This window comes from Nonomuraea sp. NPDC049709 (genome assembly GCF_040674815.1).
Classification (GTDB): domain Bacteria; phylum Actinomycetota; class Actinomycetes; order Streptosporangiales; family Streptosporangiaceae; genus Nonomuraea.
Genome location: NZ_JBFANM010000074.1, coordinates 46,854 through 60,839, shown reverse-complemented (window position 1 = coordinate 60,839; position 13,986 = coordinate 46,854). Strand labels below are relative to the sequence as shown.

The following is a 13,986-nucleotide window of genomic DNA, read 5'->3' as shown; positions in this document are numbered from 1 at the left end:
GGGCAGTTACCGCCAGCGGCGAGTCGCGGGCTGCCGGCGGGCCCGCCCGCCCGCCGCGCCGGCGTGGACGACGGGTGCGCGGCTGGCTCTACGTGCTGCCCGCGCTGGCGGTGTACCTCGGCTTCGCCATCTGGCCGGCGCTGAACACGCTCCGCCTGTCGTTCCTGACCTGGGACGGCATCCTGCCGCCGGTCTGGGCGGGCTTCTCCAACTACATCAAGATTTTTCGTGATTCGGCGCTGTACGAAGCCATCCTGCACAGCCTCGCGCTGATCGTCTTCTTCTCGGTCATCCCCATCGGCATCGGGCTGCTCATGACAGCGCTGCTGATGGGCAAGGTGCGCCGGGGAATGACGTTCTTCCGGATCGTCTTCTTCCTCCCCCAGGTGCTGCCCCTCGTCGCCGTCGGCATCACCTGGCGCTGGCTCTACAGTGACTCCGGCGTCGTCAACCAGTTCCTCGACCTCGTCGGGCTGGGGGCGATCACCCGCGCCTGGCTGGGCGACTACCAGCTGGCGCTGATCGCGCTCGGCCTCATCGGCACCTGGACGATGAGCGGTCTCTGCATGATGCTCTTCCTGGCCGGCGCGCAGAAGATCGACCCGTCCCTGTACGAGGCCGCCAAACTCGACGGCGCGGGAGCGTTCCGGCAGTTCCGGCACGTCACCGTGCCCGGGGTGCGCAGGGAGATCACGGTCGCCGGAGTCATCACCACGATCGCCGCGCTGGCCAGCTTCGACCTCGTCTTCGTCACCACGAACGGCGGCCCGGCGGGGCAGACCAACGTGCCCGGCCTGCTCGTCTACCGGCTGGCCTTCAACGAGGGCGACATCGGCGGCGCCAGCGCGCTGGCGGTCGTGCTGACCGTCATCGTGGTCGCCGTCGTCAGCGCCGTCCGATATTTCACCAGGGATGATGAGAGTTGAGCATGCGCGGCGGTGTCAGTCTCCGGTACGGAGTCCTCGTCCTGCTGGCGGTCATGGTGCTGGTGCCCTTCGCCGGCATCGTCCTGGCCGCCCTGCATCCCTCGGGCGCGCAGCTCGACGGGCTGAGCATCCCGGACCGGTGGTCGTGGGAGACCTTCGCACTCGCGTGGGAGCAGGGCAACTTCACCAACCTCATGCGCTCGAGCGTGCTGATCGCGGTCTGCGTGGTGCCGCTCGCGGTGGTGATGGCCACGCTCGCCGGCTACGGGCTGGCGATCCTCAAGGTGTGGGGGCGCCGGACGTTGTCGTTCGGGTTCGTGATGGGGCTCACGCTGCCGATCGAGGTCATCGTGGTGGCGCTCTACTTCAACCTGCGCGAGGTCGGCCTGACCGACTCCTACGTCGGCGTCATCCTGGCCGAGGCGGCGTTGTTCATGCCGTTCGGGGTGTACTGGATGCAGACGCACTTCTCGAACGTGCCCGAGGAGCTCGTCGAGGCGGCGCGCATCGACGGCGCCAGGGACCTCGTGGTGCTGGCGCGGGTGCTGCTGCCGATCTCGTGGCCGGCGGTCACCACGCTGTCCGTTCTGTACTTCATGTGGTCGTGGAACCAGTTCATGCTGGTGCTGGTCATGATGCAGAACCCGGACCAGCGCACCGCGCCGAGCGGGCTGGGGCTCTTCGTCGGCCAGTTCACGACGGACATCCCGCTGCTGGCGGCGGCGTGTTTGATCGTCATCGCCCCGATCCTGGTCGTGTACCTCGTCTTCCAGCGCAGCTTCGTCAGCGGCATCACCCAGGGCGCCATCAAGGGCTGACGGAGGCGGCCACGTCCCGGCGCACGGCCCGATGGCCGTCGGCGCCCGTCACATCCGTGTCACGAGGATGCCGTCGTCGTCGCTGAACAGCTCGGCGCCGGGGTGGAAGGCGACGTTGCCGAAGGTGACCGGCACGTCTCGTTCCCCGGTGCCCTGCTTGCCGCTCTTGCGCGGGTTGGAGCCGAGCGCCTTGATGCCGAGGTCCAGCTCGCGCAGGGCGGCGACGTCGCGTACGGCGCCGTTGATCACCACGCCGGCCCAGCCGTTGGCCACCGCCATGCCGGCGATGACGTCGCCCATGAGCGCGGTGTGCAGCGAGCCGCCGCCGTCCACGACCAGCACCCGGCCCTGGCCCGGCTCGCTCAGGACGGACTTGAGCAGGGCGTTGTCCTCGTGGCAGCGGACGGTGACGATGGGGCCGGCGAAGGCGTGACGGCCGCCGTACTGGCGTAGTTGCAGGTCGCAGGAGTCGAGCTGGTCGCCGCGCTCGTCGTACAGGTCGGCGGTGACGATGGTCATGACGGGAACCCTTCTACGGATCGACGGGAAGCCGCTCGGACGGAGTGCCGATGCCAGGGATAAGGCATCCGCCCCGGCCTCGCCGCTGTGGTGCTTGCGCAGCCGCAGGGCCGCCTGGCCGCGCTCGACCTCCAGCGCCAGCTCCTTGACCCGGAGGTAGGCGTAGTCCGCCTTGGTGGTGTGGAGCTCGGCCGCAGATCCGCTCATCGCTGCCCTGCCTGGTCGGTGATCGTCATAACCTACCTCGCCATCCCGAGGCCCGGCCCGGGACGCCGTGGGGCCGCGGAGAGTGACGTCCCGGCCGGGTTCAGAACGTGATGAATCCGTACAGCGCGAGATGGTTCGACTTCGTGCTGCTCACCGTGTGATCGATGCTCGACGGCTGCACGGCGCCCCTGACGAACAGGTAGTCGATCTTCCTGGAACCGGCGGTGGCCTTCGCTCCGTAACCGGTCATGCCCAAGCCGCCGAGTGTCGTGGGGGCGATGTTCGTGCGGTTCGCGTCGATCCCGATCACGCGGATCGTCGAGGCGTTCAGCAGGCTCGTGGCGTCCGCGCCGACATGGATGCCGGAGTTCGCGATCCCGGTGTAGCCGGCGCCCGCGCAGGCATTGGCGCCGTTCTGCTCCGGGAGGTGCATGGTCGCGGCGAAGACAGTCGTCCCCGTCTCCCTGATCGTGAACCTCGCCGCGATCGCGCTCGTACGCTTCCACTTGTACGCGTTGGTGGCGCCGTCGTCGTTGTCCGGCGGCTTGTACAGCGTGCACCCGGCCCCGCCGGCGTAGGCCGTTCCGGGCTTCAGCCAGCCCGCGCTCCAGTATTTCGAGATGTCGCCCGTGGCCAGGCTCAGCGTCCTGGTGTTGTAGACGATCCCGTTGGTCTGCTTCTTCTTCAGGTCACCGAGCGCCTGCTGGCTGCACTTGTGCGTGCTGCCCCACGGTTCGGGATCGTCCCAGGCGACGATCGCCTTGTAGGTGCCCGCCGGATATCCGAACTTGGCGGAGAGCTGGTCGGCGTAGGCCGTGGCCTGCCCGGTGCCGCGTACCTGCTGCACGATCAGCAGATCGGGGGCCCGCACACCGGAGGTGCCCGTCCGGCCGTCGTCGTCGACCAGCATCGACGCCAGGTGGTCCGGGCCCGAGATGCGGGTGCACGTGCCGTCGGCGTTGTTCCTGACCAGGTTCTCGATGTTGTTGTTGTAGACCCGCAGGACTCGGTCCGCCGCGGCCGCGGGCGTTTCGTGCGCCTGCGCGATGGAGGGGGTGCTCGCGGTGAGCGCGAGGGCCGCCACGAGGGCCGTCGCGCCGCGCGATCGATGATGGAGGGACATGGTCGCAGAGTAGCGATGATCTCCGAGGCGATGGCCCGCCGGGGGCCTCCGCGCCCGAGTCGGCAGGGGGCGTCATGGGTTGTCCAGGTCGATCGGTTCCAGGGGGTGGGTGGCCGGACCGTGCAGGACGGCTCCGTCGGTTCCGAAGCGCGATCCGTGACAGGGGCATTCCCAGGTCTGTTCGGCCTGGTTGAAGGCCACGATGCAGCCGAGGTGCGTGCAGGTGGCAGAGACCGCGTGAACGACCCCCGCCGTGTCGCGGTGGACCGCGCAACGTCGGCCGCCGATACGGACGATGGCGCCCGATCCCGGGTCGATGTCGTCGATCGAATCGACGTGGGAGGAGCGCAGGCGGTCCCCGATGAAGTGGCGTGCGACCTTGGCCTGGAGCTTGGCGATGGGGGCGGCCTCGCGAAGCGGGTGAAGCCGCCGAGGATCGTACAGTTCGGCCCACGGCAGCTCGCGGCCGGTGATGAGAGCGGACAGGAGTTTCCCGGACATGATGCCGTTGCTCATGCCCCAGCCGCTGAATCCCGCGGCCACGTAGACGTGCTCGGCTCCTGGGTGAAGGTGCCCCACGTAGGGCAGGTGGTCGGTGGTGGCGTTGTCCTGCGCCGCCCATCGGTGGGTGATCTGCGTGCCGGGGAAGCGCTCGCCGGTCCAGGCCGCCAGCCGCTGGAAACGTTCGCCGGCGTCACCGGAGCCGGGCTCGGCGATCTCCCCGGTGATGATGAGCAGGCGCTGCCCGTGCCGATAGGGGGTGGTGCGGACCGACCTGGTGTTGTGCTCAGTGGTGATGTACATGCCGCCCGGGTCCTGCTCGGGTGGAATGGGCGACGCGACGACGAGCTCACGCCGCGGCTGCAGACGCGAGAACAGCAGCGCCCGGTCGAAGATCGGGTAGTGCGTGGCCACCACGACGTCGCCGGCGGTGACCGTGGTGCCGTTCTCGCACGCCAGCCGGCATGGCCGTCCCTCTTCCAATCCCGTCACCCGGGTACGTTCGTACACCCGGGTGCCGTCGCGGATCATCTGCCGCACCAGGGCGAGCAGGAATTTGCGGGGATGGAACTGTGCCTGGTCCTCCACCCGGACGGCGGCCGCGACGTCGAACGGCAGGCCCGTCTCGGTCACCAGGGACGCGGGCAGGCCGGCCTGCCGGGCCGCGTCGACCTCGGCGGTGATCTGCTCGCTCTCCTCGCCGGACTCGACATAGGTGTAGGCGGGCAGGCGTTCGAGGTCGCAGTCGATGGCCAGATCGGCCACGGTCGCGAACGCGTGCTCGATCGCGTCCTGCTGCGAGGTCGCGTACAGCCTGGCGGCCTGCTCCCCGTGCGCGTGGCGCAACCTGGCGTAGATGAGGGTGTGCTGAGCGGACAGCTTGGCGGTGGTGCAGCCGGTGACGGCGGCGGCGATGCGATCCGCCTCCAGCACCACGACCGAGCGGCCCGCCCGCGTCAACTCCCACGCCGCGCACAGCCCGGCGATCCCGCCGCCGACGACGGCGACATCGGCGGTGATGCCCTGCTCAAGCGGTGGGAACGACGTTGTGGCCGTCGATTCGATCCAGTACGACTCGGGCACTCCGGGAAGCGATGCCATAGGCAACGTTCACCGTCGTACGGCACTGCCCGAGCCCGTCACGAGCACGCTGGTCGGGCACGGGGCGGTGCACCATCTGGACGGCGTCGAGCACCGGGTGCGCAAGGCGATGTTCATGTCGCTGCTGACCGGTGTGGGGGTCGGCTCCTTGGTGGCGCACACCGGCGTGGCCTGGGACGAGGCGGCCCGCACGTGGGGCGACGGGCGTCAGGTCGTGCTGTTCGACGAGGCCGCCAAGGTTCTGACCCGAGCCGTGTGCCGATGGGCGGGCATCCCGCTGGACGAAGCCGAGGTGCCGGCCCTGGCCTCCGACCTGACGGCCATGGTGGACGGGTTCGGCAGCGGCGGGCCCCGGCATTGGCGCGGCCGGCTCGCCCGCAGGCGTCGCGAGGCGTGGCTGACCGACCTGATCGGCGAGCTGCGCGACGGCACCGACACCGCGCCGGCGGGCTCGGCGTTCGACGTCGTCGCCGGTCACCGCGATGCCGGCGGCAGGCCGCTCGACGCCCGGACGGCGGCGGTGGAACTGCTCAACGTCATCCGCCCGACCGCGGCGGTGGCCTGGTACGTGACCTTCGCCGCCCACGCCCTGCACCGCTGGCCCGATCAGCGCGAGGCGCTGCGCAGCGGGGACGCCGCCCACGCCGAGGCATTCGCGCACGAGCTTCGGCGGTTCTATCCGTTCGCCCCGTTCGTCGGCGGCCGAGCGGTCCGCGACCTGTCGTGGGCCGGGGAACGCATTCCCGCGGGCAGCCTGGTGCTGCTCGACGTCTACGGGCAGAATCACGACCCACAGCTGTGGGATGAGCCCTACACCTTCGACCCCGGGCGGTTCGCCGGACGCGAGCTCGGTGCCTTCGACCTGATCCCGCAGGGCGGCGGCGATCCGGACACCGGTCATCGATGCCCCGGGGAGGACATCACGATCTCATTGCTGCGGGCGTTGGCGGTACGGCTCGCCCGCTTGGACTACGACGTCCCCGAACAGGACCTCACCATCTCCCTGCGGCGCGTGCCCACCCGCCCCGCCAGCGGGTTCGTCCTGGCGGCCGCGCGGCGTGCGGTCACCCCACCACCGGAGCCGCCACCGCAGCGCCGAACGTCACGCCCGTCGACGACCCAGTAGCGGTCAACCGCGACACAGTAGTGGTCACCGCCGCTCAGCCCGCCCGGGCGGGCGCACTCATCGCGGGCGGCTGCGCGTACGCCACTCCGAGCGCGACGGGGGCCTGCCGCCCCCGCGTCATGAGGCCGAACAACGCACCGGAGGTTGCGCATCATGGATGGTGCCGCTGCCCACCGCTGCGTCCACGAAACGAAAGGCGCCGGGGGACGGGTGCCGTGGAGAACCTCGACTCGCACGCGGAAGGAACGAGGACCGCCGTCGAGTCCGGTTTCCAGGAGGGGATGGCGCGGACATCGCGTACGAACTCGGCATGGAGGTCGCGCACCGGCCCGACCGCACAAGACCGATGGGCCGGACACAGGAGGTGGCCTGGCGAAGGCATAGGACCCCGACATTGGGAAAGGGGGAGCCCTCAGAGCGGCCGCGCGAGAGCGCCGGCCGGCGAGGCGAACCCGACCAGTCGAGGCAGAGGAAAAGCAGATGGATCCGACACGACAGGAGACCGGCGGCGTCACCGGAACTCAGGACAAGGACTACAACCTGATCTGGTTCGTCGAGCAGTGCCTGAGCAACGTGCTGCGGTTGGAGAACTACATCGCCGACGCCGAACGCGCCGGGGACGACAAGCTCGCTGACTTCTTCCGCCGCGCTCAGGCCGAGAGCCGCAAGGGAGCCGAGCAGGGCAAGGACCTTCTGCGCCAGCACCTCGCCGGGTAGTGCGGCATGTGCTGACGACGCCGAGAGCCTCTCCCCGTCCGGGGTGGAGGCTCTCGACGGGTCATGGCGGGGGTGACGGATCGAAGGGGCACGCGACTGGCCAAGCGCTGGTTTCTCTTACTCTGACCTGGTCTTCTCTAGGCGCGTCGAGCACCATCCCCCGCAGGGGCCGTCTCCGACAGGAAGGTCTGGACCGCGTCCACGAATTGGCGTGGTCGGAACATGTGGATCACGTGGTTGGCGTGAATCTTCTTGTACTGGCTGTGCGGTACCAGCTGCTTGATCCGGGCCGCGTCATCGTCGTCCATCGCGCCGATGAGACCGTGCGAGGGCAGGCGACGCCAGTCGGCGTGAAGCACCAACAGCGGGCAGGAGACGCGGGAGAGGGCGTCGGCGTGGTCGAGCCCGTCGTAGAGGCGGCCGTCGACGAAGGCGCGCGCGAAGTCTGGGTCGAACATGGACAGCGACTTGAGCAGGAGGCGCAGGTTTCGGGGAAAGAAGCGGATGTCCACCGGCCGGCCGGGGTGGCGGGTCTGGAAGGCCCGGATGCGTCGGGACAGGAACGATACGAACCAGTCCGGCACGCTCCGCTCGCGCGTTTCGGAAACCGGCAGGGTCAGTCCGCGAAGGTAGTTGGCCAGGTCGCGTTCGTGCAGGTTTCCGAGGGTTTCCACGAGGTGTCGCAGTCCCTGGTACACGTAGCGATCGCGGTCGCGGAAGCGGGGCATCTCGGCCGAGAAGACCGGGGCATCCTCAAGGATCACGGCGGCGACCCGATCGGGGATGTTGGCCGCGCACCAGAGTGCGACCAGCCCGCCGGAGGAATTGCCGGAGATGACGGCCGGGGCCCGTACGACCTCGGTCAGGAAGGCGGTCATGTCCGCGCCGAGGTGCCGCCACGAGTATGCGCCCGGGGTCCAGCTCGACTTGCCGTGGCCACGTACGTCGACCGCGTAGACCCGCCACCGGCGTGACAGCGGCCGCAGGACCCGTTGGTAGCTTTCCCAGGTCCCGGTCTGCGCCGGCACCAGGACCAGCGGGGGACCCGTGTCCGGCCCCTCGACGTAGTTGATCCGCAGAGTCCCGGTGTCGAACCGGCGCTCGTGGAAGCCGGCGTCCCGGACGGCCCGGATGCCGATCGTCCCGGACAGATCCTCGAAGGGGTTGCGGTACTGCTGCGTGTTCATGGTCGCTCCTCGTCGGTACGGCCTGGAGTGGCGGTGGCTGCCGGGCTCTGCGGGATCCCGGACGACATGAGCTCGATCAGTTCCATCAGGGCAGTGGCCAGCGCGTCGCGTCCCTGCGGGCTCATCCGGCCCAGGATCGCGGCGAACCTGTCCGTCGACCTCCGGTCCACCGCGGTCAGCATCTGCTCGGCGTCGTCGGTGAGTTCCAGCCGGACCCGCCGGCGATCCTCCTGGTCGGGCACGTGCCGCAGCAGCCCGGCGCGGACCAGCCGGTTCGCCAGGGCGGAGGCCGCCGCGAGCCGCTGTCCGAGGCTCTCGGCCAGCTCCGACACCGTGCAGCCGGATCGCCGCCGGACGGCGAACAGGGCACGCAGTTGCGGCATCGTGAGGTCGAGTTCCAGCCAGGCGCCCTGCTGTTGCAGGACCAGGCCGCGCAACTGCCCCGCAAGCCCTGCGACATCAAGATCACGACCATCTTTACTCTCCATGAGAGAGATAGTCTACATCGCGTTGAGTATTCTGCTCCATGCCTCCACCCCGCCGACAGCCGCGGCTGGACGGCGGGCAGGCAGGCGGCCGCGGCCCGGATCGCACCGCGGACGGCCGGGGGGATGTCCCGGGCTCACAGCACACCGCCGCTGAGCAGCGGGGCGGGGCGGTCGGTGGCGAAGCTCCGCAGCCGGCCGCCGGTGAGGATCGCTGTTCGCCCGGACACCGGCACCACCTGGCCGGCGCTCGGCTTCGAGCACGGTCACCTCGATCCCGGCGACGGCGAGCCGGTGGGCGGCCGTCAGCCCGGCGATGCCGGCGCCCACCACGACCACGCGTTCGGCATCGCCGGTCATCCGTGCGCACCTGCCGCCCGTCGCGCTGGTCCGGCGGGCGGCAGGAGCCGGTTCACGAGATCGGCTCCTCGGCGCGCAGGGTGTCGATGGCGGCCCGGCTTCCGGCGGTGAGGTCCACCCCGAGCGCCTGCAGCATCACCACGAGCGCGCCGTCGGCGAGGTTTCGCGCCAGGCCGTCCGTCCCTGCGTCCGTCAGCCGCGCGGCTTCTGCCAGGACGCCGGAGATGACGGCGCGGCAGCGCGCTGCCACCGTCTCGTCCCTGCGGGCGGTGGCGCATGCCTGCAACCACAGGCCGGTGATGACCCCGTCGGTGAGCATCTTCCGGAAGCCGGTGCGCATCGCGGGCAGCGGGTCGTCCGGGGAGGTCGCCGCGGCCTGCCGGAAGACCTCCCGCACCTGACGTTCCAGCTCGTCGAGGCAGGCCAGGAAGAGTGCTTGCTTGCTGCCGAACAACCGGAAGACGTACGGCTGCGACACCCCGATCTCGTCGGCGACCTGCTGGATCGATGAGGTCGTCAGCCCGTGGTCGGCGAAGGCCCGCATGCCGGCCGCGATGGCCTCCGCGCGTCGTTGGTTCGCGGTGCTGTGTCGCGCTTTCATGGTCACATAGTAACCACTTACTAACAATGCGCGTCGGCAGCGACATCGGCCTTTCATTGAGGTCTATGTCACTCTGCAGAATGTTGTTAGTAAGTACTTAATAGCTTCATGATGCACCCATGGGATCCATGCGGGTAAACCATCTCAATTGCGGCACGATGCATCCCGCCAGCCGACGCCTGACCAACGGGACGGGCGGCCTGTTCGCGGCGGCGACCCTGGCTCTTCTGCGCGAACTTCACGCCTCGCACCCGCCTCGGCTTGAGGTGTTCTGTGCCCACGACCCGGTCGAGCTGGCGCGGTACGACCAGAACCCCACGGAGGACCTGTCATGCCCATGATCGAGCTCGCCACCGGCATGGGCGCGTTGACCGAGGACGCCAAGCCGTGACGGGCAGGCGAGCCGTCGACGATTCGCACTCGAAGTGGAGGCCGTGCCGGCGAGCACGTCAGCAAGCGAACGCGAGCAGGTGAGCAGTTTGATCCGGATACTGACCTGGAACGTGTGGTGGCGATTCGGCCCCTGGCAAGCTCGGCGGCAGGCGATCGCGGCCACCCTGGAGAATGCCGGTTGCGACCTCATCGGCCTGCAAGAAGTCTGGGCGGATGCCGATGAGAACCTGGCCGAATGGCTCGCCGACCGGCTTGGCATGCACTGGACCTGGGCGGCCTCGGACCGGCCCGGCCGCTGGCACGAACGGCTCGGCGATGCGACGGCCGACGTCGGCGACGCCATCCTCAGCAGGTGGCCGATCATCGACCGCGCAACGCTTCGGCTGCCCACCGCGGGCGGCCGCGACGATGGCCACCAGGTCTTGTACGCCCTGGTGAACGCCCCCGTACATCCGGTCGCCTTCTTCACCACCCACCTCAACTCCGCCCCGCACGAATCGGCGGTCCGGTGCGCCCAGGTCACCGCCTTGGCCCGGTTCGTCGCCGCCCGGCAGGGCCACACGGTCTTTCCCGCCGTGGTCACCGGCGACCACAACGCCCTGCCGGACTCCGACGAGATGCGGCTGCTGGCCGGGTACAGAACCGCCCCCGCCGTCCCCGGCCAGGTCTTGCTGGACGTGTGGGAGTACGCCGATCCCGCCGCGCCCGCGGTCACGTGGGACCCCATCAACCCGTACGCCGGGCGCACATGTGAACCGCCCGGGCGCATCGACTACATTCACGTCGGCCCGCCGGGTCCCGGCGGCCTCGGCCACGTCCGCTCCGTACGCCGTGCAGGTGATCGCCCCGTCGACGGCGTGTGGCCCTCCGACCATGCTGCCGTGCTCGCCGACCTGGCCACGCAGCCCGGCGAAGAGTGATCTCGCCTACGCCGTCCCACCACACCACCGCCGGGCGTTCGTCATGAACGCCGCTCTGATCGTCAACGGGTTCCCGCGCGACGGTGATGATCACCACGCGGATCCCGAGGTCAGTCAGGGTCCGGGGCGAACCCCGACGGGAGGCGGTTGAGCAGCAGGTCGGTGGCGCGGGCGAGGACCTGGGCTCGGGTGCGGTCGCCGTGGTCGGCGGCGAGGAAGTGCTCGCCGATCGCTACGCAGAACGCGAGCAGGCTGCGGGCCTCGACCTCGTCGGCGTCGGAGCAGAAGGTGCCGATCATTTGGCGCAGCAGTGCCATGCGCCGGTTGTCCACCCGCCGCAGGCGCTCGGCGACCGCCTCGTCGCGCCGGGCCCAGTCCCGGATCGCGAGGTCGATCGGCAGCAGGCGGTCGCTGGAGAAGGTGAGCACGCCCGCGCGCCGGATCTTGGTCCGCGGATCGCCGCCCTCGCGCTCGACGCGGTCGATCACCTCGTCGATGCTCTCCCGCTCCCAGGCGTCCAGCATGGCCTCCAGCAGCGCGTCGCGGTCGGCGAAGGACCCGTAGAACCCGCCTTTCGTGACGCCGAGCCTCTTCGCCAGCACCTCCACGCGGACGGCATCCGGGCCGCCGGCGGCCAGCGCCCGCAGGCCCTCCTCGATCCACCTGTCACGCGGCGTGCGAGTCGCTCCCATGATGTGTCTCACCCACCTCCCCCCTATATACGCCACCGTATAAATGGGCTAGCCTGGTTTTATACGGCATCGTATAGGTGAATGGAGGCAGTGGGATGTCCGTCGGCTTTGTCGTCAGTGCGGTGGGGACGCACAACATCCCCGAACCCGTCCGCGCGCTCACCTCGTTGCCCGGCATCGACTACGCCGACCGATTCACCCTCTCCGCGGACGTGGACGCGACACCGGAGGAGTGGGCCCGGGCGATGTTCGGTGACGCTCCCAGCGCCGCGGAAGTGCTGATCTGGCGCGGCCTCCTCGGCCTCCGCCTCAGCCGGGGACGATCGCCGGCCACCGTGGGCGGATGGCGGATCGGCGAGCGTGGCGCGGGTTGGATCCGGCTCGAGGCCGCTTCCTGGTTCCTGACCGGCAACTTCCTCGTACACACAGCCGCCGGGCGGGTGTCGCTGGGGACCTTTCTGCACTACGACGGGCTCCTGGGCCATGGCTGGTGGCCCCCGTTGTCCGTCATCCACCGGCGGCTGATCCCCGGATTGCTCCGCGACGCCGCGGCGAGGATTCGAGCATCCCGATGACGGTGGCCGCCGAACCGGGCACGGGGGCCGGTTCGGTGGTGGCCGGTTCGGCGGGCGGGGCATGGCCGGTCGCGGTGGGCCGGCCGGCGCTGCCTGATGTCCTGTCCATCGGAGTTCGGAGATGAGTGGTTCAGGTGTTGTCGACGCAGTTCACGAGGTTGTTCGGGGTGCGGCAGCCGATCGCGCTGGCGCCGATGGGCGGCTCGGCCGGCGGTGCGCTGGCGGCGGCCGTCTCGCGGGGCGGCGGGCTCGGGATGCTGGGTGCCGGGAACGGGGATCGGGCGTGGCTGGACCGTGAGGTGTCGATCGTCGCGTCGAGTACCGATCAACCGTGGGGTGTCGGTTTCCTGACATGGGCGATCGATGTCGATGCGGTGAAGCACGCGCTGGAGTACGCCCCCCGGGCGGTCATGTTGTCCTTCGGCGACCCGAGCCCGTTCGTGGAGCCCATCCGTCAAGCGGGGGCCGCGTTGATCATTCAGGTCACCGACATGGAGGAGGCGCGGCGGGCCGTGGACCTGGGCGCCGATGTCATCGTGGCGCAGGGCACCGAAGCGGGTGGCCATGGCGCCGGGCGCGGGCGGTCCACGTTGCCGTTCGTACCCGTCGTGGTGGATCTCGCGGATCCGGTGCCGGTGCTGGCGGCCGGCGGGATCGCCGACGGTCGCGGCCTGGCCGCGGCCCTGGCCCTGGGTGCGGCCGGAGCCCTGATCGGCAGCCGTTTCCAGGCCACCGTCGAGGCTCTGGTCGACCCCGCGATCGCCAGGGCGATCGTCGAAGGACAGGGGGAGGACACCGAGCGCAGCACCGTGCTGGACATCGCGCGCGGCTCCCGATGGCCATCGAAGTACCCCGCCCGCACCCTCGGCCACCCCTACCTCGACCGATGGCGCGGCCGCGAGGCGGAGCTCGCCGACGACTCCCAGGCCAGACAGGAGTACCAGAACGACGTGGCGCGAGGCGCCATACCTGCGCTACCGGTCTGGGCCGGCGAGGCCATCGACCTCATCACCGACCTGCCCTCAGCAGGAGACCTGGTCACCACCTTGGCCACGCAGGCCGAGGAGGCCCTGGCCAGGGCCGGAAGATGCTGACCGGCGATGACCCCATGTCGCGATCGCTGACAGCGAGGGCGGGTCTACCGGAGAACGCTTCCCTGGCGGAGGTCGTGGAGGCGGTGCGCTCGATGCCCTACGGGCGTCCCACGAAACGAAGCGCGCAAGGGGCGCTCGCCGAATGGCGAGGAACGTGCTCGACGAAGCACGCGCTGCTGGCAGCCGTCCTGGCGGAACACTGGCCGCACACGGAACCGCGGCTGGTCCATCGCGTCTATCGGTGCACGCCCGAGGACGCCGCCCGCCGCTTCGGCCCGGCCGCAGCCGCCGCGGTGCCGGAGGAAGGCTTGTGGGACGTGCACCGCTACCTGACCATCAACCTGAACGGGAACCGGGTCGTCATCGACGTCACCTTTCCGTCCGGTCCGGGCTGGGACGGAGCCGGCTCGATGCAGGTCGCGTGCGGGCGTGGCACCGACCACGCGGCTGGGTCCGACCCCGACGCGGACAAGCGAGCCTTGGAGGAGGCCCACTGCGACCCCCGCGTCCGCGAACCCTTCATCGCCGCCCTGGGTGACTCGTCCGGCCCAGGGGCCCAGGATCGCGGTGACGATGACCATCTGGGGCTCGGCGCCGCAGCCACGGCAGGGCGATCGGCATCGCGGCGGGTCTGACCCGTT

General features: G+C 70.0%; 16 protein-coding genes and 1 pseudogene. 9 read left to right on the top strand and 8 right to left on the bottom strand.

Features of this window, described 5'->3' with window-relative positions; all coding sequences use genetic code 11:
* A partial coding sequence (locus AB0J69_RS48260; protein WP_364132579.1) for a sugar ABC transporter permease occupies positions 1-926 on the top strand: 926 nt, incomplete at its 5' end.
* A gap of 2 nt (positions 927-928) precedes the next feature.
* Positions 929-1,744 carry a carbohydrate ABC transporter permease gene (locus AB0J69_RS48255; protein ID WP_364132577.1) on the top strand — a complete coding sequence of 272 codons (816 nt, stop codon included), beginning with the start codon at positions 929-931 and terminating at the stop codon, positions 1,742-1,744.
* 48 nt (positions 1,745-1,792) lie between these two features.
* Here AB0J69_RS48255 and rraA read toward each other — a convergent pair whose 3' ends face one another.
* The 3 genes from rraA to AB0J69_RS48240 form a co-directional block, all read right to left on the bottom strand.
* Positions 1,793-2,263, bottom strand: coding sequence for a ribonuclease E activity regulator RraA (gene rraA / locus AB0J69_RS48250; protein ID WP_364132585.1), 471 nt, complete (start codon positions 2,261-2,263; stop codon positions 1,793-1,795).
* A 307-nt stretch (positions 2,264-2,570) separates the two neighbouring features.
* Positions 2,571-3,593: a hypothetical protein gene (locus AB0J69_RS48245; RefSeq protein WP_364132575.1), complete on the bottom strand. Its 1,023-nt coding sequence runs from the start codon at positions 3,591-3,593 to the stop codon at positions 2,571-2,573.
* A 72-nt stretch (positions 3,594-3,665) separates the two neighbouring features.
* Positions 3,666-5,195, bottom strand: coding sequence for an FAD-dependent oxidoreductase (locus AB0J69_RS48240; RefSeq protein WP_364132573.1), 1,530 nt, complete (start codon positions 5,193-5,195; stop codon positions 3,666-3,668).
* On the opposite strand from AB0J69_RS48240, the gene AB0J69_RS48235 reads away from it, so the two are divergent.
* Both AB0J69_RS48235 and AB0J69_RS48230 read left to right on the top strand, forming a co-directional pair.
* Complete coding sequence (locus AB0J69_RS48235; protein WP_364132572.1) at positions 5,143-6,321, top strand: cytochrome P450; 1,179 nt, start codon at positions 5,143-5,145, stop codon at positions 6,319-6,321. The genes AB0J69_RS48240 and AB0J69_RS48235 overlap by 53 nt on opposite strands.
* Before the next feature lie 480 nt (positions 6,322-6,801).
* Positions 6,802-7,038: a hypothetical protein gene (locus AB0J69_RS48230; protein ID WP_364132571.1), complete on the top strand. Its 237-nt coding sequence runs from the start codon at positions 6,802-6,804 to the stop codon at positions 7,036-7,038.
* 137 nt (positions 7,039-7,175) lie between these two features.
* On the opposite strand, the gene AB0J69_RS48225 is transcribed toward AB0J69_RS48230, so the two are convergent.
* From AB0J69_RS48225 to AB0J69_RS48210, 4 genes and pseudogenes are all read right to left on the bottom strand, one after another.
* Positions 7,176-8,225: an alpha/beta hydrolase gene (locus AB0J69_RS48225; protein ID WP_364132570.1), complete on the bottom strand. Its 1,050-nt coding sequence runs from the start codon at positions 8,223-8,225 to the stop codon at positions 7,176-7,178.
* Entirely contained in the window at positions 8,222-8,713 is a 492-nt protein-coding gene (locus AB0J69_RS48220; protein ID WP_364132569.1) for a MarR family transcriptional regulator, read from the bottom strand. Before AB0J69_RS48220 ends, AB0J69_RS48225 begins: the two co-directional genes overlap by 4 nt.
* A 231-nt stretch (positions 8,714-8,944) precedes the next feature.
* A pseudogene (locus AB0J69_RS48215) lies at positions 8,945-9,070 on the bottom strand (FAD-dependent oxidoreductase); the annotation flags it as partial.
* Between the two features lie 52 nt (positions 9,071-9,122).
* Positions 9,123-9,671, bottom strand: coding sequence for a TetR/AcrR family transcriptional regulator (locus AB0J69_RS48210; RefSeq protein WP_364132567.1), 549 nt, complete (start codon positions 9,669-9,671; stop codon positions 9,123-9,125).
* Between the two features lie 119 nt (positions 9,672-9,790).
* Between AB0J69_RS48210 and AB0J69_RS48205 the strand changes: the two genes are divergently transcribed.
* On the top strand, positions 9,791-10,012 hold the full coding sequence (locus AB0J69_RS48205; RefSeq protein WP_364132565.1) for a hypothetical protein: 222 nt from the start codon (positions 9,791-9,793) through the stop codon (positions 10,010-10,012).
* A gap of 138 nt (positions 10,013-10,150) precedes the next feature.
* Complete coding sequence (locus tag AB0J69_RS48200; protein WP_364132564.1) at positions 10,151-10,984, top strand: endonuclease/exonuclease/phosphatase family protein; 834 nt, start codon at positions 10,151-10,153, stop codon at positions 10,982-10,984.
* Between the two features lie 110 nt (positions 10,985-11,094).
* Here the strand turns inward: AB0J69_RS48200 and AB0J69_RS48195 are convergent, their stop codons facing one another.
* Entirely contained in the window at positions 11,095-11,676 is a 582-nt protein-coding gene (locus tag AB0J69_RS48195) for a TetR/AcrR family transcriptional regulator (RefSeq protein WP_364132562.1), read from the bottom strand.
* Positions 11,677-11,771: 95 nt separating this feature from the next.
* Between AB0J69_RS48195 and AB0J69_RS48190 the strand changes: the two genes are divergently transcribed.
* The 3 genes from AB0J69_RS48190 (at position 11,772) to AB0J69_RS48180 (ending at position 13,980) form a co-directional block, all read left to right on the top strand.
* Positions 11,772-12,251, top strand: coding sequence for a hypothetical protein (locus AB0J69_RS48190; protein ID WP_364132561.1), 480 nt, complete (start codon positions 11,772-11,774; stop codon positions 12,249-12,251).
* A gap of 134 nt (positions 12,252-12,385) precedes the next feature.
* Positions 12,386-13,345, top strand: coding sequence for a nitronate monooxygenase (locus AB0J69_RS48185; protein WP_364132559.1), 960 nt, complete (start codon positions 12,386-12,388; stop codon positions 13,343-13,345).
* Positions 13,339-13,980 (top strand): hypothetical protein, encoded by a 642-nt coding sequence (locus AB0J69_RS48180; protein WP_364132558.1) that lies wholly within the window; start codon positions 13,339-13,341, stop codon positions 13,978-13,980. Before AB0J69_RS48185 ends, AB0J69_RS48180 begins: the two co-directional genes overlap by 7 nt.
* Positions 13,981-13,986 lie beyond the last annotated feature (6 nt).